The organism is Streptomyces sp. NBC_00490 (assembly GCF_036013645.1).
Lineage (GTDB): Bacteria > Actinomycetota > Actinomycetes > Streptomycetales > Streptomycetaceae > Streptomyces > Streptomyces canus_F.
The window spans coordinates 88,779-108,242 of record NZ_CP107870.1 but is presented as its reverse complement, the minus strand read 5'-3'; the positions used below and the strand labels follow the sequence as shown (position 1 = coordinate 108,242).

Sequence of the window (19,464 nt, the reverse complement as noted above, 5' to 3'; positions counted from 1 at the left end):
GGCACGGGTGAACCATCAACGAATCTCCTTCATGAGGCGGCTCGCCCTCCGCGACCGTGCTGTCCGAATGACCGGATCGATCCTGTGATGCCTTTTTCTCGAACGTAGCGAGCGGTGCTGGAGTCCCGATACAGCCTCGTTCGCGGCTCGCCGGAGGTGGCGTGCCATGTCCCGTCCGGCGGCGGTCCGGCGAAGCCGGGTCATTGCCCCCGCCATTCCTCAAGCGGATTTCCATCCAGGGCCGAGCGGTGATTGAGCGCCTGCCCCGACGGTGGCGGAGGAAGGAGGCACTGTGGACGGTACGTATGGAGGCGAACGCGCAGTAAGCGTCGCACTCACCGCAGGGCCGCCGGTGACGGCGGCCGCACAGTATGCCCTGGACGATCCGATGCCATTCGGCTGTCCGGACGCCCGGGAATCCGCCCGGTCCGCCCGCGGTGACGCGGCGGCGCACTTGGAGGTCTGCCTCGTCGGCGCAGGCCCGCGGGGCCTTTCCGTACTGGAACGGCTCTGTGCACAGGAGAGGAAGTCGCCCCGCTGGGACACCGTCACCGTGCATGTCGTCGACCCGGACCCGCCCGGCTCGGGACGGGTGTGGCGCCCCACGCAGTCCCGGCATCTGCTGATGAACACCGTGTCCTCGCAGGTCACGGTCTACACCGACGCCAGTGTCCGCATCGACGGCCCGCTGGACGAGGGGCCGAGCCTGTACGAGTGGGCCAAGGCACTGGTCTCGCACACCCTCGAGGCCGCCCCGCAGGCCGGCTACGACGACGGAGTCCTCGCCGAGGCCCGCCGCCTCGGCCCCGACTCCTACCCCACCCGCGCCCTGTACGGCTGCTATCTGACGTGGGCGTTCCAGCGGGTCGTGGAGGGCGCCGCCGCACACGTGACGGTGCGCACCCACCCCGTACGGGCCGTCGCCCTGCACGACGACGACACCCCGGGCGGGCCGACGGGGGAGCAGACCATCGTCCTCGAGGACGGCACCCGGCTGACCGGCCTGTCCGCGGTCGTCCTCGCACAGGGCCATGTACCGGCCCAACTCTCCGACACCGAACGCAAGCTGACCGAGTACGCCGAGAGCAGCGGTCTGACCTATCTGCCCCCGGCCAACCCGGCCGACGTGGACCTGTCGGGCATCCGGCCCGGCGAAACCGTGCTGCTGCGCGGACTCGGGCTCAACTTCTTCGACTACCTGGCCCTGTTCACCCACGGCCGGGGCGGCATCTTCACCCGCGTCGACGGCCGCCTCGTCTACCGGCCCTCGGGCCGCGAACCGCGCCTGTACGCCGGCTCCCGGCGCGGCGTGCCCTACCAGGCGCGCGGCGAGAACGAGAAGGGCGCCCACGGCCGCTACTACCCCCGGCTGCTGACCACCGGGTACATCGCGGCGCTGCGCGCCCGCACTCCCCACCACGGGGCCATCGACTTCGCCGCCGACCTGTGGCCGCTCATCTCCAAGGAGGTGTGCAGCGTCTACTACGCCGCGCTGCTCGAGTCGCGCGGTGAACTGCCCGACGTCGTGGAGGAGTTCGTCGAGGCCTATCTGGAGGCCGAACCGGGCGCGGAGGAGGACGTGCTCCTCGACGCGACCGGCGTCGACGCCGCCGAACGCTGGGACTGGAAGCGCGTCGCCCGCCCCTACGGCGACCGCGTCTTCACCGAGCAGGCCGCCTTCCGTGACTGGCTGCGCGGCCACCTCGACGACGACGTCCGCCTGGCCCGCCAGGGCAACGTCAGCGGACCGGTCAAGGCCGCCCTCGACGTCCTGCGGGACCTGCGCAACGAACTGCGGCTCGCCATCGACCACGCCGGCCTGACCGCCGCGTCCCACCGCGACGACCTCGACGGCTGGTACACACCGCTCAACGCCTATCTGTCCATCGGCCCGCCGGCCTCCCGTATAGAGGAGATGGCCGCGCTCCTGGACGCCGGCGTCCTCGACGTGACCGGACCCGGCATGCGTGTCGCCCCCGACCCGGACGACCCGCTCGGCCCCAGCTTCAGCGGCACGTCGAGCGAGATACCGGACGTACGGGTGCGGGCCACGGTCCTCATCGAGGCCCGCCTGCCCGAGATCGACCTCAGGCGCACCGCGGACCCGCTGATGAACCAGCTGCTGCGCACCGGGCAGTGCCACCCGTACCGCATCCCCGACGGGGAGGGCACGGGCGCCGCGGACTACGAGACCGGCGGCCTCGCCGTGTCCGAGCGGCCCTACCACGTCATCGACGCCCGGGGAGTACTGCACCCGCGGCGCTTCGCCTACGGCGTGCCCACCGAGTCCGTGCACTGGGTGACCGCCGCCGGTATCCGGCCCGGCGTCGGCTCGGTCACCCTGGAGGACTCCGACGCCATCGCGGCGGCGGTCCTCGCCCTGCCCGAACTGGCCCGTCCCGTGGCGGAGCCGCTCACCGTGCGGGCGGGGGCGAGCGCATGACCGTCGTGCACACATCCCCGCGGACCGGAACCCTGTCCGCGCATCTGGACGCCGGGCTGCTCTCCCCGGTGCGGGCGGGCACCCCCGTCGAGGCGGCCGTCGGCGACAGCGCCTGGCTCCAGGCGATGCTGGACGCGGAAGCGGGCCTGGCCCGCGCCCAGACCCGCTGCGGCACGGTCCCCGCCCAGGCGGCCGCGGCCATCACCGCGGCCGCCCGCGCGGAACTGCTCGACGTACGCGAACTGGCGCTGGCCGCGCGGGAGACCGCGAACCCGGTCGTGGGCCTGGTCAAGGCGCTGACCGCGGTGGTCGCCGAACGCTGTCCGGAGGCCGCCGAGTACGTGCACCGCGGCTCGACCAGCCAGGACGTCTTCGACACCGGCGCGATGCTGGTGGCCCAAAGGGCGCTGCGGCTGATCGTCGCCGATCTGCGCGCGGTCGCGGAGGCGCTGGCCGGCCTCGCGGCCACGCACCGGGACACGGCGATGGCGGGCCGCACCCTCGCTCTGCACGCCGTGCCCACGACGTTCGGACTGAAGGCGGCGGGCTGGCGCGCACTGGTCCTCGACTCCGTCGAGCGCCTGGAACGTCTCGTCGACGGCGGGCTCCCGGTGTCGCTCGGCGGCGCGGCCGGGACCCTGGCCGGGTATCTGCAGTACGCCGGTGAGGGCGCGGACCCCGCGGCCGTACTCGGCGAACTCGGCGCCGCGTTCGCCGACGAGACGGGGCTGGCCGTGCCCGTGCTGCCCTGGCACGCGCTGCGCACCCCCGTCGCCGACCTGGGGGCCGCGCTCGCCCACACCACCGGGGCGCTCGGCAAGATCGCCGCGGATGTGCTGGTGCTGGCCCGTACCGAGGTCGGGGAGGTGGCCGAGCCCGCGGTCGCCGGGCGGGGCGCCTCCTCGGCGATGCCGCACAAGCGCAACCCCGTGCTGGCGACCCTGATCCGCTCCGCGGCGCTCCAAGTACCCGCGCTGGCGACCGTGTTGATGCAGTGCCTGCCCACCGAGGACGAGCGGTCGGCCGGGATGTGGCACGCGGAGTGGCAGCCGCTGCGGGAGGCGCTGCGGCTCACCGGCGGCGCCGCGCACACCGCCGTCGAACTCGCCCGGGGCCTCACTGTCCGCCCGGAACGGATGCGCGCCAACCTCCAGGCGACCGGCGGCCAGCTCGTCTCCGAGCGGGTCTCGGCCGTCCTGGCGCCCCGCATCGGCAAGACGGCCGCCAAGGAACTGCTCACGCAGGCCTCCCTGCTCGCCACCCGCGCCGGCCTGCCCCTCGCCGAGGTACTGGCCGACCTTCCGCAACTGGCGGGCGTCCTGAGCCGGGAGGAGGCGACCGCCCTCCTCGACCCCGCCGGATACACGGGCGTCGCCGGTCCCCTGGTGGACCGGGCACTGACCGCGCCGGGGCTCGGGCGGGCCCCGGCGCCCTGACGGCAGGGCCGGTGCGTACGGCGCCGCAGGACAGCCGTACGCACCCGGCCGCGCCCCACGACCGACCGCTCCTGAAGCCGGCCGTGGCCTCGGTGGCGCGAAGACAGGCGGGCCCCGGCCGTGTCGAGACAGGCGGGCCCCGGCCGTGTCGAGACAGGCGGGCCCCGGCCGTGTCGAGACAGGCGGGCCCCGGCCGTGTCGAGACAGGCGGGCCCCGGCCGTGTCGAGACAGGCGGGCCCCGGCCGTGTCGAGACAGGCGGGCCCCGGCCGTGTCGAGACAGGCGGGCCCCGGCCGTGTCGAGACAGGCGGGCCCCGGCCGTGCCGAGACAGGCAGGTCCCGGCCGTGTCGAGACAGGCAGGTCCCGGCCGTGTCGAGACAGGCAGGTCCCGGCCGTGCCGAGACAGGCAGGTCCCGGCCGTGCCGAGACCGGTGGATCCAGTGGCCCCGAGACCCGCAGCATCTGTGGCGCGCAGATCGGCAAGCCCGGCTGTCCCGGCCAGGCCGCGTGCGGCCTGCGGCTGTCCAACCTTGCTGGTCCGCGCGCGTCCGCGCCCCGCTCGCCCCACGCCTCGCTCAAGTCCTCCTCGCGCCTGCCTCGAAGGCCGCTCGAGGCGGTGTCGAGACCGGTCCCGCGGGCCGACTTGCGGCGCATGATGCAAGCACAACGCACTGGGGAGGCGGCCGAGTTGAGTCTGGACGCACGTGTTGTGGAGAGCGGCGGCGGCCATGGGCACGCCGTGGTGATCGGCTCCAGCCTCGCGGGACTGACCGCGGCTCGAGCACTGACCGGCCTCATGGACCGGGTGACCGTGATCGAGCGCGACTGGCTGCCCCGCGGCCCCGGCCGTCGCCGCGGCGTTCCGCAGGCACGGCACACCCACAGCCTCATGACCGCCGCCCAGCAGGGCCTGGAGCACCTGTTCCCCGGCATCGGCCAGGACCTCGTGCGCGCCGGAGCGGTCCACATCCGCATCCCCGAGGACATGCTGCTGCTCGGCCCGGCCGGCTGGCTGCCCCGCGTCCCGACGGACCTGTCGATGCTCAGCGCCGGCCGTGACCTCCTCGACGCGGTGATACGGGAACGGCTGTACGCCGACCCCAAGGTGACCTTCCTCCAGGACCACGAGGTCGTCGCCCTGGAGCCCGGCCCCCACGACACCGTCACCGGCGTCTGGGCACGCGGCCGCAACCGCAAGGAGTGCGACGGCTGGAACCCCGAACGCCTCATCGGCGCCGACTTCGTGGTGGACGCCTCCGGACGCGGCTCCCAGGCCCCCGAGTGGCTCGCCGAACTCGGCTACGCGGCGCCCGCGGAATCCGTGGCCGACTCCGGGACGTCGTACGCCACCACCCTGTACGCGCCGCCCGTCGGCCATGTCGCCGACTTCAAGAGCCTGTTCCTCATGCCCTCGCCCGGCGATCCGCGCCAGGCCGTCCTCAACCCCGTCGAGGGCGGCCGCTGGTTGGTGACGATCGCGACCGGCGACGGCACCCCGCCACCCGCCGACCACGCGGAACTGCTGCGCGCCGCCGCGTCCCTGCGCCATCCGATGCTGCGCGACCTCATCGAGACGGCCACCCCGCTCGGCCCCGTCTACACCTGCGGCCGCACCGAGAACCGCCTGCGCCACTACGAGAAGCTGCGCCGCTGGCCCGACCAGTTCCTCGTCGTCGGCGACGCGCTGGCCGCCCTCGACCCGGCCCACGGCCACGGTATGACCCTCGCGGTGGAGTGCGCCCTGGTCCTCGACCACCTGCTCGCCGCCCACGGCACCGCGGTCGGCGTCAGCCACCGGCTGCGCCGGGCCCTCGCCCACCGGATCGCCCCCGCCTGGCAGTCGAGCACCCGCGCCCCGGCCCCACCGGCCGGGCTGAGGGCCCGGCTCGGCAGGCGGTACGCGTCCCGGCTCGCGGCCGCCGCGACCGCCGACCCGCACGCGGCCGCCCTCCTGCTCCACCTGCACCAGGGTCTCGCCGCGCCCGCCGCCCTGCGCTCGCGCGCCCTGCGGGCCGCCCTGGGCACCCGGCACGATCCGGCCCCCACGACACCGCCCAGCGTCACCCACGGCCCCGAAGCCCGAAGGCGGCGCCCCGTCGCACCGACGCCACCCGCCATCGGCGTCTCCACCGGTTCCGCGGCCCGGCCCCGGCCCACCGGCTCCTCGGCCCACTGGCCGGCCGCGCAACCGGCCGGCGACCGGCGACGCTCATGAGCCCGCCGGATCCCAGGTCCGCGCCGCTTTTCGGCCGGGTGGCGCGTAATACGCCGTCGCGGCCGAAATCGCCCGGACATACGCTCGAGGTCATGACAGGAGTGGATCAACTGACCGCCAGCGAAGCCCACTTGTCCTACGACGTCCCACAACTCACTCAAGGAACACTTGAGTTCAGACTTGAGTATCGCTTGAGCGCGGTTGTTCCGTCCGCTGACGCGTGGATAGCGTTTCAACCGCTCCAGGGCACCGGCCGGCTTGCGCCGCGGCAGGCCACCTTGCCTGTGACGGCCGAGCGGCGAGGGGAGGGCGCGCGGGTATGAGCACGACCGAAAGGGCGCCGAACAGTGCGCGCACCGAACCGCCCAAGGGCGAGCGCGTAGCCGACTGGGTGGACGGGCGACTTGGGATCTACAACCTCCGGTTTCTGATCCGAAAGGCCTTTCCCGACCACTGGACGTTCATGTTCGGTGAGATCGCCCTCTACAGCTTCATCATCCTGATCCTGACCGGTATCTGGCTGACCATGTTCTTCGACCCGAGCATGTCGGAGACCGCCTACCACGGGTCGCACGTGCCGCTCCAGGGCATCCCGATGTCCCGGGCCTACGAGTCCACCCTGCGCATCAGCTTCGACGTGCGCGGCGGTCTGTTCATCCGGCAGCTGCACCACTGGTCGGCCCTGGTCATGATCGCCACGCTCTGCATCCACATGCTGCGGCACTTCCTCACCGGATCGTTCCGCAGGCCGCGTGAGGTCAACTGGCTGATCGGCTTCGTGCTTCTGGTCGTGGTCACCCTGGAGGGCTTCATCGGGTACTCACTCCCCGACGACCTGCTCTCCGGCACCGGCCTGCGCATCGCCGAGGGCGTCACACTCGCCATCCCGGTGGTCGGCACCTATCTGACGCTGTTCCTGTTCGGAGGCGAGTATCCGGGCACCGATGTCATTCCACGGTTCTACAGCATCCACATCCTGCTGATCCCGGGAATCATCCTGGCCCTGGTCACCGTCCACCTGATCCTGGTCGTCGTGCACAAGCACACCCAGTTCCGGGGGCCGGGGCGCACCGAGAACAACGTCGTGGGCCATCCGCTGATGCCGGTGTACACGGCCAAGGCCGGTGGGTTCTTCTTCCTCGTCTTCGGCGTGCTCTCGGTGATGGCGGGCATCGCCCAGATCAACCCCGTGTGGACCTACGGCCCCTATCGCTCCGACCAGATCTCCCAGGGCTCCCAGCCGGACTGGTACATGGGCTTCCTGGAGGGTGCGCTACGTGCCATGCCCGCCTGGGAGTTCGTCCTGCCCGGCGGCTACACCGTCAACATGGGTGTCCTGCTGCCGGCGGTCATCCTGCCCACCATCATGATGGCCGTGGTCGCCCTGTGGCCGTTCCTGGAGGCCTGGGTCACCGGCGACAAACGCGAGCACCATCTTCTGGACCGGCCTCGCGAACGTCCCACGCGTACCGCGTTCGCCATCGCGTTCGTCTCGTTCTACCTGGTGCTGTTCTTCGGCGGCGCCAACGACATCCTGGCCGAGCGCTTCCATCTGTCCCTGAACTCGATCACCTATGCCGTACGGGTCGGAGTCTTCGTCGTCCCGGCGGTGACGTACATCGTCACCAAGCGGATCTGTCTGGGGCTTCAGCGGCGGGACCGCGACAAACTCCTGCACGGCCGCGAGACCGGACGGATCAAGCGGCTGCCGCACGGTGAGTTCGTGGAGGTCCACGCACGCCTCGACCGCCAGCAGGAGTACACCCTGCTGTCCCGGGACATCCCCGCGGTCCTTCCGGCCCCCGCGGCGCAGGACGACGAGGGCGTGCCGAACCCGAACGCCCGCAAGCAGATGCTGCGTCACCGGGTCAGCCGCTGGCTGCACGGCGACCAGATCCCGCACCCGACGCCGCAGGAGATGCGGCACGCCGTGGAGCACCTCGGCCACGCGCCGGGCGCGCTGCCCTCGTCCAACGGGCACGCCGCGTCCAACGGACACGGGTCCCCCAACGGGCACGGTTCCTCCAACGGGCATGCGGGCAACGGCGGCCGGCCGGCCGTCGAGGGACGGGAGTCGGACCAGGAAGTGCACTGACCCGGCGGCACCACGCACAGCAACCGGGCCCCAACGGCGGCGCGGGTGATCAGGGGACGATCACCCGCGCCGCCGCCGTTCCACCGCCGGCCGTCCATCCCGCCCGGCGGTCCCGCCGGACCATCCATGGAGGCCCGATGAACCGCACGTCATGGCGCCGGGACGGCCCCCCGGCCGAGTCCATCACCCGGGCCCGCACCGGGTTGAGCGAGGATCTGCGCGGCCGTCAGCGCCGCTACGTCGCCGCGATGCTGGTGCGCAGCGCCTGCGTGGTCCTGATGGCCCTCACCTGGAACCGCTGGCCCGTCGTCGCGGTCGGCGCGCTGGTCGGCGGGGTCGTCATCCCCTACGTCGCCGTCGTCGTCGCCCAGGCCGGGTGGCGCCAACAGCGCGGAGCGCGGCCCGAGTTGGCCCGGACGGTCGCCGAGCCCGAGACCCGCGTGGTCCTCGAACCGACCCTGATCCTGCCGCCGGAACGCGAGGCATAGCGTTCGCCTTCAATCCATTGCAACGAACAGACGGCATTCGTTGCGTTAACTTCCACGATCACTGCAACAATTTCCCTGCTCTGGCCTGCAGTTACTGTGCTCGTGCGCAACGAACTCGTTGCCAGTATTGTGAATGCAACGTAGCTTTTCGTGCATCGGAAACAACGAGTCACAGGAGAGCACGATGCAGAAGTTCACCACCCCCGCCGCCGTCACCGCCGTCCTCGACATCCCCGCCGGCCGCATCCAGCTGATCGCCGCGGACCGCACCGACACCACGGTCGACATCCTGCCCGCCGACGCCTCCAGGAGCCGCGACGTCAAGGCGGCCGAACAGACCGCCGTCACCTACGCCGACGGCGTCCTGCGCATCCAGGCCCCCGAGGCGAAGAACCAGGCCTTCGGCCCCTCCGGCTCCATCGAGGTCACCGTCCAGCTGCCCGCCGGCTCCCGCGTCGAGGTGACGTCCGCCAGCGCCGAACTGCGCGGCGTCGGACGCCTCGGCGATGTCACCCTCGACAGCGCCCAGGGCCCGGTCAAGCTCGACGAGACCGCGAGCGCCCGCCTCGCCCTCCAGGCCGGCGACATCACGGTCGGCCGCCTGACCGGGGACGCGGACATCCGCACCCAGAAGGGCGACCTGACCATCACCGAAGCCGTACGCGGCACCCTCACCCTGCGCACCGAACAGGGTGACGTGAGCATCGGCGCCGCCCGCGGTACCTCCGCCACCCTCGACGCCGGCACCTCCTACGGCCGGATCGACAACACCCTCCACAACGCCGGCGCCGCCGACCTGACCATCCACGCCACCACCGCCCACGGCGACATCACCGCCCGCAGCCTCTGAACCGTTCGGCCCAGCGCACCCGCCCCACCACAAGGCGGCGTACACCGACACCGTGTCGGAGTACGCCGCCTGGTTCGTACGACCCGGACGCCTGCGGTGGGTTCAGCGCTTGGGCATCTCCATCGGCCGGTTCCGCCAGGGACGACACACGCCCAGGAAGCAGACCATCGCGGCCAGCGCGCTGCCCAGCTGGACCACGGCCATCGGCACCGCCGTCTCCTTGCCCGCGATCCCGACGAGCGAGGAGGCGATCGCGCCCATCACGAAGCACGACGTACCGACCAGCGCGGAAGCCGAACCCGCGGCATGCGGGGTGCGCATCAGGGCGAGCGCGTTGGTGTTCGGCAGGATCAGACCCAGCGAGGAGATCATGACGAACAGACAGGCCGCGATCTGGACCGTACCCGGATCACCGAAGACGCCCTGCGTCACCAGCACCAGCGCCAGCCCGCCGGCCGCGAGCAGCGCGAGCCCGTACCCGAGGACCTTGTCCAGCCGGACCCGGCCCACCAGGACCTTGCCGTTGATCTGGCCGGCGACCAGCAGACCGAGCGAGTTCAGGCCGAACAGCAGGGAGAAGGTCTGCGGCGACGCCCCGTAGATGTCCTGGATCACGAACGGCGAGGCGGCGATGTACGAGAACAGCGCCCCGTACGCGAAGCCGTTCGTCATCAGGTACCCGGTGAAGACCCGGTCGATGAACAGCCCGCGCATGATCCACATCGCCCCGCGCACCCCACCGCGCTGGCGCCGCTCGGGCGGCAGCGTCTCCGGCAGCCGGCGCCACACCAGCACGGTGAGCGCGATACCGATCCCGGTCAGGACGACGAAGATGCCCCGCCAGTTGGTGAAGTGCAGGACCTGTCCGCCGATCACGGGCGCGATGATCGGGGCGACGCTGGATATCAGCAGCAGCGTGGAGAAGAACCGGGCCATGGCGAGACCGTCGTAGAGATCGCGTACGACGGCCCTGGCGATGACGACCCCGGCCGACCCCGCGAGCCCCTGGAGCACCCGGAAGGCGATCAGCGACTCGACGTTGGGGGCCACAGCACACATCGCGGCGGCGACGACGTAGACCATCAGCCCGGCCAGCAGCGGGCCGCGCCGGCCCCACCGGTCGCTCATCGGGCCGACCACGAGCTGCCCGGCCGCCATGCCGATCAGGCACGCGGTGAGCGTCAGCTGGACGGTCGAGGCGGACGCCCCCAGGCTGTGCGTGACCTCCGGCAGGGCCGGCAGATACATGTCCATCGACATCGGCGGCACCGCGGCGAGAGCACCGAGGAGGAACGTGACCAGGAGCCCGGTCCAGCGCACCGACCTGTCCGGACCGGCCGTGTCCCGTCTGCCCTTCGCCGGGGACCGCGCCCCCGGGAATCGCCTGCCTTTGGCGGTGGCTTCCTCGGCTTGCTGAGACATGCGCCCTCCGCGTCCAGTTCGTTTCGTGGCTAGGGCCGATGCTCGCAGCAGACCGCTACAGAACCGGCAGCGCCCGAGTGGCGCCTGAAGCGAGGCGATACCGCGACAAGGCCGTTGATCTGCCGAAGTCGAGACTCGTCAGTGCCCTGCTCGAGTTTCCCTCGGAGCGGCTCGGATGACTTTGAAGCGGCCTTGGCGCGGGGAGTTCGGCCGTGTCACTATTCCTGCACGCCTTCCCTGCCCAAAATCATTTCCAGGGCAGCGGATTGAGCCAGTGTCCACCGGTTCTGTACTGGTGGGACCAGGGCCGTGCCAGGTCGGCACAGGTTTCCCCGCACATCAATTCCCGCGCGCCGCGGTGTTTTCTCCCGTGTGCTGCGCCCGCTTCGGAAGCTGTGCGCAGATTCGTCACGTACAGAAGGCAGACTCTAGAGAAAGTAGAGCCCAGATATGCCCAGGCTATGCAAGCCCGCGGTGAGCGCGCCGGAACACGTCATCACCATCGAAGAGACTCTCGAGTTCGCCGCGAAAGCCCATGCGGGAAAGCCGCAGCTTCCTTTGGCGCTCCGGCTGATCCGGAACACCGGGGTCCTGAAGCGGCATATCGTCCAGCCCATCGAGCAGACCCTCGGGCACCCGGGCCTGACGGAACGCAACCGCATCTACGAGGCCGAGTCCAGGAAGCTGACCCCGCCGGTCATCGAAGACGCCCTGCGCAACGCCGACGTGGCGGCCCGTGACATCGACGCCATCATCTACGTGTCGTGCACCGGCTTCAGCATGCCGTCGCTGACCGCCTGGCTGATCAACCAGCTCGGCTTCCGCTCCGACACCCGCCAGATACCCATCGCCCAGCTCGGCTGCGCGGCGGGCGGCGCGGCGGTCAACCGTGCCCACGACTTCTGCCTGGCCCACCCCGGCTCCAACGTCCTGATCGTCTCCTGCGAGCTGTGCTCGCTGTGCTACCAGCCCGACGCGGACGACATCGGCTCGCTGCTGTCCGACGGGCTGTTCGGCGACGCGGTCGCGGCCGCCGTGGTCCGCGGCAACGGCGGTGTCGGCATCGAGCTGGAGCGCAACGCCTCCTACCTCATCCCGCACACCGAGGACTGGATCTCCTACGCGGTCAAGGACACCGGCTTCCACTTCCAGCTGGACCGCCGGGTGCCCGGCACGATGGAGCCGCTCGCGCCGGTGCTGCGCGAGTTCGCCAAGGACCACAGCTGGGACGCCGGCAAGCTCGACTTCTACATCGTCCACGCCGGCGGTCCGCGCATCCTCGACGACCTCGCCAAGTTCCTCGAGGTCGACCGCACGGTGTTCCGCCACAGCTGGGCGACCCTCACCGAGTACGGCAACATCGCCAGCGCGGTCGTCTTCGACGCGGCCCGCAGGCTGTTCGAGGAGGACACCCCGGCCCAGGACGCCACCGGCATGATCGCCGGCTTCGGCCCCGGGATCACCGCCGAGATGGCGCTGGGCCGCTGGAACGCCGACGCCCCCGCAGAGCTGGACTGAGCCCGACGCAAGGCACCGGAACCTCGCTCAAGTGAAATTCTGCGCGGACAAAGGAAGCTGACCCCATGACTGGCCTCATCCTCCCGCCCGGTCAGGGGCGAAAGCTGATCACCAAGGCGCAGGAAGTGACCTTCAAGGCCACAAAGGAAGACGGCTCCGCGATATCGATCTTCGAGGTGGTCGTACCGCCCGGATTCGATGTCGGGGCGCATGTCCACAGCGATGCGCAGGAATTCTTCTACGTCCTGGAAGGGGAGCTCCAGCTCCTGGCTTTCGAGCCGACCCGGCGCACCGAACAGGACTGGCACGAATGGGAGTCCCCCGACGGGGACAAGGTCGTCCGGGCCACCGAGGGTGCCTCCATGTTCGTGCCGTCCGGAACCCCGCACGCCTTCAGGAATGCCTCCGACAAACCGGCGCGCATGTTGTTCCAGTGCTACCCGTCACCCGTTCACGAACTGTACTTCGAGGAGATCGCGGAGATCTGGGCGGCCGGAGGCATCAACCCCGACGCCATCGACGAGATGCGCAGGCGCTACGACGTCAGCCAGATCACCCCGCAGCGCTACCAGCCGCCTGCCCTTCTCGACCCCCAGTCCTCCGAACCGCGCGGAGCGTAATCAGAGATGAGCGACAACGAAAAGATCCCCCTGGTTTTCGCGAGCCTCGGGGAGCAGGAACTGGCCGCCGTCGCCGAGGTGTTCGCCTCGGGATGGGCGGCGGGCCAGGGACCCAAGGGACAGGCCCTCGAGGCCCAGCTGAAGGAACGTTACGGAGCCGGTGACGCCGTCGCGGTCAGCAACTGCGGCGCCGCCCTGCACCTGGCGATGCTCGCGTTCGGCGTACAGCCGGGCGACGAGGTCATCGTCGCCGACTACACGTTCCCCGCCCCCGCGCACGCGGTCCGCTACGTCGGCGGGACCCCGGTCTTCGCCGACGTGCGCGCCGACACCGGCACCGTGGACCCGCAGTCGGTGGCGGACCTCGTCACCTCCAGGACCGTCGGCATCATCGCCGTCGACACCGTCGGCCTGCCCGCCGACTACACGGAACTGCAGGCCATCGCCGACCGGCACGGGCTGTTCCTCATCGAGGACGCCGCCTGCGCGGTCGGCGCCACCTACCAGGGACGCGAGGCCGGTTCGCTGGCCGAGGTGGCCTGTCTGTCCTTCCACGGACGCAAGGGCGCCACCAGCGGCGAGGGCGGCGCCTTCATCGCCACCGACCCGGCCATCGGCGCGAAGGCGCGGCAGCTGTCGGCCTTCGGCATCGGCAGCATCTTCGACATGGGCCAGGTCATCGGCCTGCCGATCCCCGAGTTCACCGAGATCGGCTACAACTTCAAGCTGTCCGACATCGCCGCGGCGATCCTGACGGTGCAGCTCGGCCGTATCGAGGAGCTAATGGAGCGCCGGCGCGCCGTCGCCGCCCGCTACGCCGAACTCTTCGCCGACGAGGAGCTGCTGACGGTGCCGCACGTGCCGGCGGACCGCACCCACGCCTGGCAGTCCTACCTGGTGACGCTGGACGCGAGCGTCGACCGCGGGGCCGTCGCCACCGAACTGCGCGCCCAGGGCATCGGCACCCTGCACGGCACCTGGGCCAACCATGTGCAGCCCGCCTTCGACGCGCAGCAGGTGTGCCCGGTCTCGGCGGACCTCTTCCAGCGCAACCTCGGCATACCCATGCACGCCGAGCTGACCATGAGCCAGGTCGAGCGGGTCTCCGAGGTCCTGCGCACCGCACTGCGCACCCACGCCCGGCCCGCCCGGACCCTGAAGGGAGCGGCATGACGAACAACCAGCCTGCACCGGACGGTGTGATGAGGCTGATCAACGGCTACTGGAACACCGGTGTCATCGGCGCCGCGGCCACCCACCGCGTCTTCACCCACCTGGAGAACGGCGCGAGCACGGCCGCCCAGGTGGCGGCCCGCGCCGAGATCTCCGAGCGGGGCGCGCAGAGCCTCCTGGACGGTCTGGTCAGCGTGGAGCTGGTGCTGCTCGAGGACGGGCGCTACCGCAACACCCCCGAGGCGTCCGCGTTCCTGGTCGAGGGCAAGCCCGCCTCCCTGGCCGGCTTCGCCAAGCTCAAGCTCCAGCACACGGGCAGCCTCACCGACCTCCCCGAGGTCGTCCGCATCGGCGGCCCACTCGCCGGCGGCGAGACCGAAGTGGCCGACAACCCGCACTGGGAGGGCATCGTCCCCGCCATCGCCGCGGTGTCGGTTCCCGCCGCGGACGCCGGCGTCGAGGCGCTCGGCATCGCGGACGCCGGTGAGATCTCGATCCTCGACGTGGGCGGCGGCTCGGGCATCTACTCGTCGATCTGGCTGAAGGCCAACCCGGCCGCCCGCGCGGTCCAGCTCGACTGGGAGCCGATCAACGTGATCGCCCGCCGGCTGGTGGGGGAGCAGGGTGTGGGGGACCGCTTCACCACGCTCGACGGTGACTTCCACACCACCGACTTCGGCACCGGGCTGTACGACATCGCCGTCTACTCCCACATCGCCCACCAGGAGAACGCCGAGAGCAACATCGAGGTCTTCACCCGGCTCCGCAGGGCGCTCAAGCCCGGCGGCGCGCTGGTGGTCGCCGACTACGTCGTCGACGACGACCGCGCCGCTCCGGCGTTCCCGCTGCTGTTCGCCCTGGAGATGCTCCTCAAGAGCAACGAGGGCGGCACCTGGCGGCGCTCCGACTACCGCGACTGGCTGATCAAGGCAGGCTTCGAGGACGTGTCGTTCCACGCCGCGCCGCCCGCCACGATGGTCATCGCCCGCTAGCAGAAGGCCAGTTCGCAGTGCCGACAACGAACGGTGGGAACATGCGGGACAACACCGACCCGGCAGACCTTTCGATCATCGAGGAAGTCTCCCGACTGGTGGGAGTGCCCTGCTCGGCCCGGACGGTCCGCTCGATCCTGTCCGCCTACGGGGACACGCTCGAGCAGGCCGTGGTCGCCTTCCGGGTGGCGACGGGGGAGCGCAACGCGGGGGACCTCGACTGCCGTTTCACGATGCTCCCGCCGGACCTGGACCCGTACGCCGTCGCGCTGGCGAACGGCCTGATCGAGGCGACCGACCACCCCGTCGGCAGCCTGCTGGCACAACTCCACGCGGGATTCCCCATCGGTTTCAGCGGCATCGACTTCGGGGTCGTCGGCGGTTTCAAGAAGACCTGGTCCTTCTTCCCGCTCGACGACCTCAAGCCGCTGTCCGAGCTGGTCGCACTGGAGTCGATGCCGGCCAGCGCGGCCGGGAACCTCGACCTGTTCACCCGGTACGGCGTGGCCGACAAGGTGAGCCTGGTCGGCATCGACTACCGGCACCGGTCGGTGAACCTGTACTTCGGGGCCGCCCCCGCCTCCGTCTTCGAGCCCGGCACGCTCACCTCGCTCCTCGAGGAGAGCGGGCTGCCCGCGCCGAGCGAGCGGCTGCTGCGCTTCGCCACCGGGGCGTTCGGCATCTACGCCACCCTGACCTGGGACTCCCCGAAGGTCCAGCGGATCACCATCGCCGCCATGACCGACGACCCGCTCTCCCTTCCGGTGACCATCGAGCCGGACATCGAGGACTTCCTGAAGAACTCCCCGTACCGCACCGACGGCCACCAGTTCGTCTACGCGATCACGGTGGCGCCGCGCGGCGAGTACCACAAGCTCCAGTCGTACTACCGATGGCGACCCCAGGTGGAGACCACCCTGCTGGTGCCCGACAGCCAGTAGCGGCACGCCGGCCACCGCCGCACCCCAGCCGAACCTGTCGAAGGAAAACTCTCATGAACATTGCTCTGTGGATCGTCGCGGGAGTGCTGGGCGCGGTCGCCCTGGCGGGCGGCGCCCAGAAACTGGCCCAGCCCAAGGCGAAGCTGGCCGCGGGCGGTTACGGCTGGGTCGACGACTTCAGCGACAGCGGCGTCAAGACGATCGGTGCCCTGGAGGTGCTGGCCGGGCTGGGCCTGATCCTGCCCGCCGCCCTCGACATCGCGCCGGTGCTGGTGCCGCTCGCCGCGACGGGCCTGGTGCTGCTGATGATCGGCGCCGCCCTCACGCACCTGCGCCGCCACGAGTCCCAGGCGATCGTGGTGAACGTGGTCCTGCTCGCCGTAGCCGCCTTCGTGGCATGGGGCCGCTTCGGCCCGCACTCCTTCTGAGCCCTCCTGGTCTGTCCCCTGCGTCCCGCACCGCGCCGGCGACCGCCCGAACGTTCACCGCCCACCACAAAGGAGACAGCCCAGATGAAGGGCTCTGTGGCCTATCACTCGATACAGAAGCGCGGTCTTCACATCGGCCTGCTGCCGCAGATGGCGGCCGCCGTCAACCCGTCGACCCCGATCAGCCTCGACCACGACCTGGGCGTCCTGCCCAAGGCGGGACGGCGTCTGACGGTGGCCCAGTACGCCGACCACGTCGACGACCTGGCGGCCCGACTGTGGGCGGCCGGGGTGCGCACCGACGAACGCGTCGTCATCTACAAGACGGCCAACGCCGACCACTGGATGCTCGCCGCCGCCGTCTCCCGCATCGGCGGCGTCGTCGTGAACCTGTCGCCGGCGCTGGACCCCACGACCGTGGGCGTCCTGCTGGAGCGGGTCGACCAGCCGACCCTGCTCACCGACGGCGCCAAGCTCGACGTCCTCGCCGACGTGCCCCTCACCGACCTCACCCGGCGGATCATCACCTCGGCCGACCACCGGCCCGGGTCGATCTCGCTCGCCGAACTCGCCGGCAGCCCCCGGGTCAAGCCCGTCGTGCGGCCCATCGACGAGGCCGCCGTCATCACCCACACCTCCGGCACCACCGGAATCCCCAAGCTCGTCGTGCACACGCCCCGCACCCAGGGCATCCGCCTCGTACCGCAGTGGCGGCTGCTGTCCCTGATGCGCAAGAAGCAGACCGTCGCGATCAACGTGCCCTTCGTGCACTCGCGGATGGTCGCGGCGATGTCCCTGGCCCTGCTGAAGGAGTACCCGGTCCTCCTCATGCGGGAGACCGGCCCCGCCGAGGTCGCCGAGCAGTTCGTCCAGCACCGCCCTGCCTTCGTCGAGGCACTGCCCAACTCCCTGATGGAGTGGGAGGAGCTCGCCGAGGACCCGCGCGCCCCGTTCGGTTCGGTGAAGGTCTTCAGCAGCACCTTCGACGCCATCCACCCCGGCACCATGAGCAGGCTGCTCAAGGCGTCCGGCCGCAAAGGCGCCCTGTTCTTCCAGATCTACGGGCAGAGCGAGGTCGGTCCGGCCGTCGGCCGCGCCTACTTCCGCCACTCCGCGCACAAGGCCAACGGCCGCTGCGTCGGCTGGGCCATGCCGTACGGCGCCGCGCGGATCCGCGTGGTCAGCCGGGACGGCAACACCCCCTCCGAGACCAACCCCGGCTCCATCGAGGTCGCCTGGGACGGCATCGCCAAGACCTACTACGGCGAGCAGGACCGCTACGACGCCAACCGCGACGGCCAGTGGTGGCGGACCGGCGACGTCGGCTACCGCACCCGGTTCGGCTGCCTGCACATGCTCGACCGGGAGATCGACATGATCCCCGGCGTGAAGAGCTCCCTGGAGATCGAGGACGTCGTCCTGGGCCAACTGCACGAGCTGACCGAGCTGGTCGTGGTGCAGGGCCCCGACTCCGAACCCGTCCCGGTGATCTGCACCGTCGACGACAAGCCGCTGGACCTGGACCGCTGGCGGGCGGCCGTCGCCGAGTTCCCCCAGCTCGCCGACCCCGTGCAGATCCCGCAGGCCGAGCTGCCCAGGACCGCCACGCTGAAGGTCCAGCGCCGCGCGCTGGCCCAGCGGTTCCAGGAGCAGGCGTGAGCGGTGACCAGCACACCGCCGCGGCCGGGACATCCACTCATCCGAAGGGGACCAACGCCTTGACACCGCAAGCCACGCTCGCCCGATTCCGCGAGTACATGGTGGGACCGTCGCGGTTCATGACCCTGCTGTCCGTCTTCGAGCTCGGCGTCGTCGACGCGCTGCGCGAGACCCCCGGCCTGACGGCGGCCCAGCTGGGAGAGAAGGTCGGCGCCAAGGCGGACGCACTCGAACAGCTGCTGTTCCTGCTCGTCAAGGAGGGCTTCGTCGCGCAGGACGAGACCTCCGGCGGCTACCGCCTCGACGGCCTCGCCGAGGTCGCCGAGAGCGACCTCGCCCGCGCCCTGGCCTACATGAACCTGATCAAGGTCACCGCGCTCAGACAGCTGTACTACCTCACCGAGTCCGCGCGCACCGGCACCGTCGTCGGCCTGAAGGAGCTCTACGGCGCCGAGGGCACCCTGTACGACGCGGTCGCCGACCACCAGGACCTCAACGAGTCCTGGCTCAAGCTGATGAACACGGTCACCGCCAACATCGACCCCTGGTTCTTCGCCAACATCGACATCCCGGCCGGCGCCCGGGTCCTCGACGTCGCCGGCAACACCGGCCTCGGGGCGATCCACACCTACCGGCACAAGGCCTCCGACGGTCTGACGGTGACCACCTTCGACCTGCCCGACAAGGAGTCCAGGGCGCTGGCGAACTTCCGGGCCGAAGGCCTCGAGGAGCACCTGTCGTTCATCGGCGGCAACGTCTTCGACGAGATCCCCAAGGGGTTCGACGTCGTCCTGATCAAGCACTTCCTGGACATGTTCGACAAGGACAACGTGCTCAAAATCCTCCAGGGGGCCAACGACTCACTCGAGGAAGGCGGCCAGATCCACATCCTGGTGCCGGTCTACCCCGAGGACATCACGCAGACCGACAACTACAACGTCGACTTCTTCCCGGCGTTCTTCATCGGCGCCGCCATGGGCCAGGGTGGTCCGCAGAAGCTGTCGGTCTATCAGAGCCTGCTGGAGCAGGCCGGGTTCAAGGTGACCAGCGCGGTCACCAAGAGCGCCGCCGAGATCCCCCCGGACGTCATTCCCGTCCAGGCCGTCCTCAGCGCGACGAAGGTCGCCTGACACGCGTACGGCCGCTTCGGCCGCGAGCCGGATCCCCATCGCTACTGAAAGAG

The 19,464-nt window shown here is 70.7% G+C and carries 15 protein-coding genes; 14 read left to right on the top strand and 1 reads right to left on the bottom strand.

All coding sequences use genetic code 11. The features are described from left to right. Positions 1-388 precede the first annotated feature (388 nt). The 6 genes from OG381_RS48900 (at position 389) to OG381_RS48875 (ending at position 9,528) form a co-directional block, all read left to right on the top strand. Positions 389-2,443, top strand: a complete 2,055-nt coding sequence (locus tag OG381_RS48900; protein ID WP_327722883.1) for an FAD/NAD(P)-binding protein — start codon at positions 389-391, stop codon at positions 2,441-2,443. After that, positions 2,440-3,879, top strand: a complete 1,440-nt coding sequence (gene pcaB, locus OG381_RS48895) for a 3-carboxy-cis,cis-muconate cycloisomerase (RefSeq protein ID WP_327722881.1) — start codon at positions 2,440-2,442, stop codon at positions 3,877-3,879. Before OG381_RS48900 ends, pcaB begins: the two co-directional genes overlap by 4 nt. Positions 3,880-4,568: 689 nt before the next feature. Then, positions 4,569-6,095 carry an FAD-dependent oxidoreductase gene (locus tag OG381_RS48890; protein ID WP_327722880.1) on the top strand — a complete coding sequence of 509 codons (1,527 nt, stop codon included), beginning with the start codon at positions 4,569-4,571 and terminating at the stop codon, positions 6,093-6,095. A gap of 319 nt (positions 6,096-6,414) precedes the next feature. Then, the gene (qcrB, locus tag OG381_RS48885) at positions 6,415-8,190 is read left to right on the top strand and encodes a cytochrome bc1 complex cytochrome b subunit (RefSeq protein WP_327722879.1); all 1,776 of its coding nucleotides are present in this window, start codon (positions 6,415-6,417) and stop codon (positions 8,188-8,190) included. 137 nt (positions 8,191-8,327) lie between these two features. Beyond that, entirely contained in the window at positions 8,328-8,678 is a 351-nt protein-coding gene (locus OG381_RS48880; protein WP_307038208.1) for a DUF3099 domain-containing protein, read from the top strand. A gap of 184 nt (positions 8,679-8,862) precedes the next feature. Then, positions 8,863-9,528: a DUF4097 family beta strand repeat-containing protein gene (locus tag OG381_RS48875; protein ID WP_327722878.1), complete on the top strand. Its 666-nt coding sequence runs from the start codon at positions 8,863-8,865 to the stop codon at positions 9,526-9,528. Between the two features lie 102 nt (positions 9,529-9,630). On the opposite strand, the gene OG381_RS48870 is transcribed toward OG381_RS48875, so the two are convergent. Next, positions 9,631-10,950 (bottom strand): multidrug effflux MFS transporter, encoded by a 1,320-nt coding sequence (locus OG381_RS48870; protein WP_327722877.1) that lies wholly within the window; start codon positions 10,948-10,950, stop codon positions 9,631-9,633. Between the two features lie 450 nt (positions 10,951-11,400). On the opposite strand from OG381_RS48870, the gene OG381_RS48865 reads away from it, so the two are divergent. The 8 genes from OG381_RS48865 (at position 11,401) to OG381_RS48830 (ending at position 19,411) form a co-directional block, all read left to right on the top strand. Continuing rightward, positions 11,401-12,468 carry a type III polyketide synthase gene (locus OG381_RS48865; protein WP_327722876.1) on the top strand — a complete coding sequence of 356 codons (1,068 nt, stop codon included), beginning with the start codon at positions 11,401-11,403 and terminating at the stop codon, positions 12,466-12,468. A gap of 65 nt (positions 12,469-12,533) precedes the next feature. Continuing rightward, positions 12,534-13,088, top strand: coding sequence for a cupin domain-containing protein (locus OG381_RS48860; RefSeq protein WP_327722875.1), 555 nt, complete (start codon positions 12,534-12,536; stop codon positions 13,086-13,088). 6 nt (positions 13,089-13,094) lie between these two features. Then, on the top strand, positions 13,095-14,261 hold the full coding sequence (locus OG381_RS48855; RefSeq protein WP_327722874.1) for a DegT/DnrJ/EryC1/StrS family aminotransferase: 1,167 nt from the start codon (positions 13,095-13,097) through the stop codon (positions 14,259-14,261). After that, positions 14,258-15,253, top strand: coding sequence for a class I SAM-dependent methyltransferase (locus tag OG381_RS48850; RefSeq protein ID WP_327722873.1), 996 nt, complete (start codon positions 14,258-14,260; stop codon positions 15,251-15,253). The genes OG381_RS48855 and OG381_RS48850 overlap by 4 nt, the downstream gene beginning before the upstream one ends. Before the next feature lie 41 nt (positions 15,254-15,294). Next, a complete protein-coding gene (locus OG381_RS48845; protein ID WP_327722872.1) occupies positions 15,295-16,194 on the top strand; it encodes an aromatic prenyltransferase in 900 nt (299 codons plus the stop codon). A 53-nt stretch (positions 16,195-16,247) separates the two neighbouring features. Continuing rightward, positions 16,248-16,622, top strand: a complete 375-nt coding sequence (locus tag OG381_RS48840; RefSeq protein WP_327722871.1) for a DoxX family protein — start codon at positions 16,248-16,250, stop codon at positions 16,620-16,622. Between the two features lie 84 nt (positions 16,623-16,706). Next, positions 16,707-18,281, top strand: a complete 1,575-nt coding sequence (locus OG381_RS48835; protein WP_327722870.1) for a class I adenylate-forming enzyme family protein — start codon at positions 16,707-16,709, stop codon at positions 18,279-18,281. Next, entirely contained in the window at positions 18,278-19,411 is a 1,134-nt protein-coding gene (locus tag OG381_RS48830; RefSeq protein WP_443062079.1) for a methyltransferase, read from the top strand. The genes OG381_RS48835 and OG381_RS48830 overlap by 4 nt, the downstream gene beginning before the upstream one ends. Positions 19,412-19,464 lie beyond the last annotated feature (53 nt).

What these genes read in the sequence shown, in the direction of transcription:
- OG381_RS48845 (WP_327722872.1), top strand. Translation starts at nt 15,295, where the DNA reads ATGCGGGACAACACCGACCCGGCAGACCTTTCGATCATCGAGGAAGTC.
- OG381_RS48900 (WP_327722883.1), top strand. Translation starts at nt 389, where the DNA reads ATGCCATTCGGCTGTCCGGACGCCCGGGAATCCGCCCGGTCCGCCCGC.
- OG381_RS48870 (WP_327722877.1), bottom strand. Translation starts at nt 10,950, where the DNA reads ATGTCTCAGCAAGCCGAGGAAGCCACCGCCAAAGGCAGGCGATTCCCG.
- qcrB (WP_327722879.1), top strand. Translation starts at nt 6,415, where the DNA reads ATGAGCACGACCGAAAGGGCGCCGAACAGTGCGCGCACCGAACCGCCC.
- OG381_RS48875 (WP_327722878.1), top strand. Translation starts at nt 8,863, where the DNA reads ATGCAGAAGTTCACCACCCCCGCCGCCGTCACCGCCGTCCTCGACATC.
- pcaB (WP_327722881.1), top strand. Translation starts at nt 2,440, where the DNA reads ATGACCGTCGTGCACACATCCCCGCGGACCGGAACCCTGTCCGCGCAT.
- OG381_RS48865 (WP_327722876.1), top strand. Translation starts at nt 11,401, where the DNA reads ATGCCCAGGCTATGCAAGCCCGCGGTGAGCGCGCCGGAACACGTCATC.
- OG381_RS48835 (WP_327722870.1), top strand. Translation starts at nt 16,707, where the DNA reads ATGAAGGGCTCTGTGGCCTATCACTCGATACAGAAGCGCGGTCTTCAC.
- OG381_RS48860 (WP_327722875.1), top strand. Translation starts at nt 12,534, where the DNA reads ATGACTGGCCTCATCCTCCCGCCCGGTCAGGGGCGAAAGCTGATCACC.
- OG381_RS48840 (WP_327722871.1), top strand. Translation starts at nt 16,248, where the DNA reads ATGAACATTGCTCTGTGGATCGTCGCGGGAGTGCTGGGCGCGGTCGCC.
- OG381_RS48880 (WP_307038208.1), top strand. Translation starts at nt 8,328, where the DNA reads ATGAACCGCACGTCATGGCGCCGGGACGGCCCCCCGGCCGAGTCCATC.
- OG381_RS48855 (WP_327722874.1), top strand. Translation starts at nt 13,095, where the DNA reads ATGAGCGACAACGAAAAGATCCCCCTGGTTTTCGCGAGCCTCGGGGAG.
- OG381_RS48850 (WP_327722873.1), top strand. Translation starts at nt 14,258, where the DNA reads ATGACGAACAACCAGCCTGCACCGGACGGTGTGATGAGGCTGATCAAC.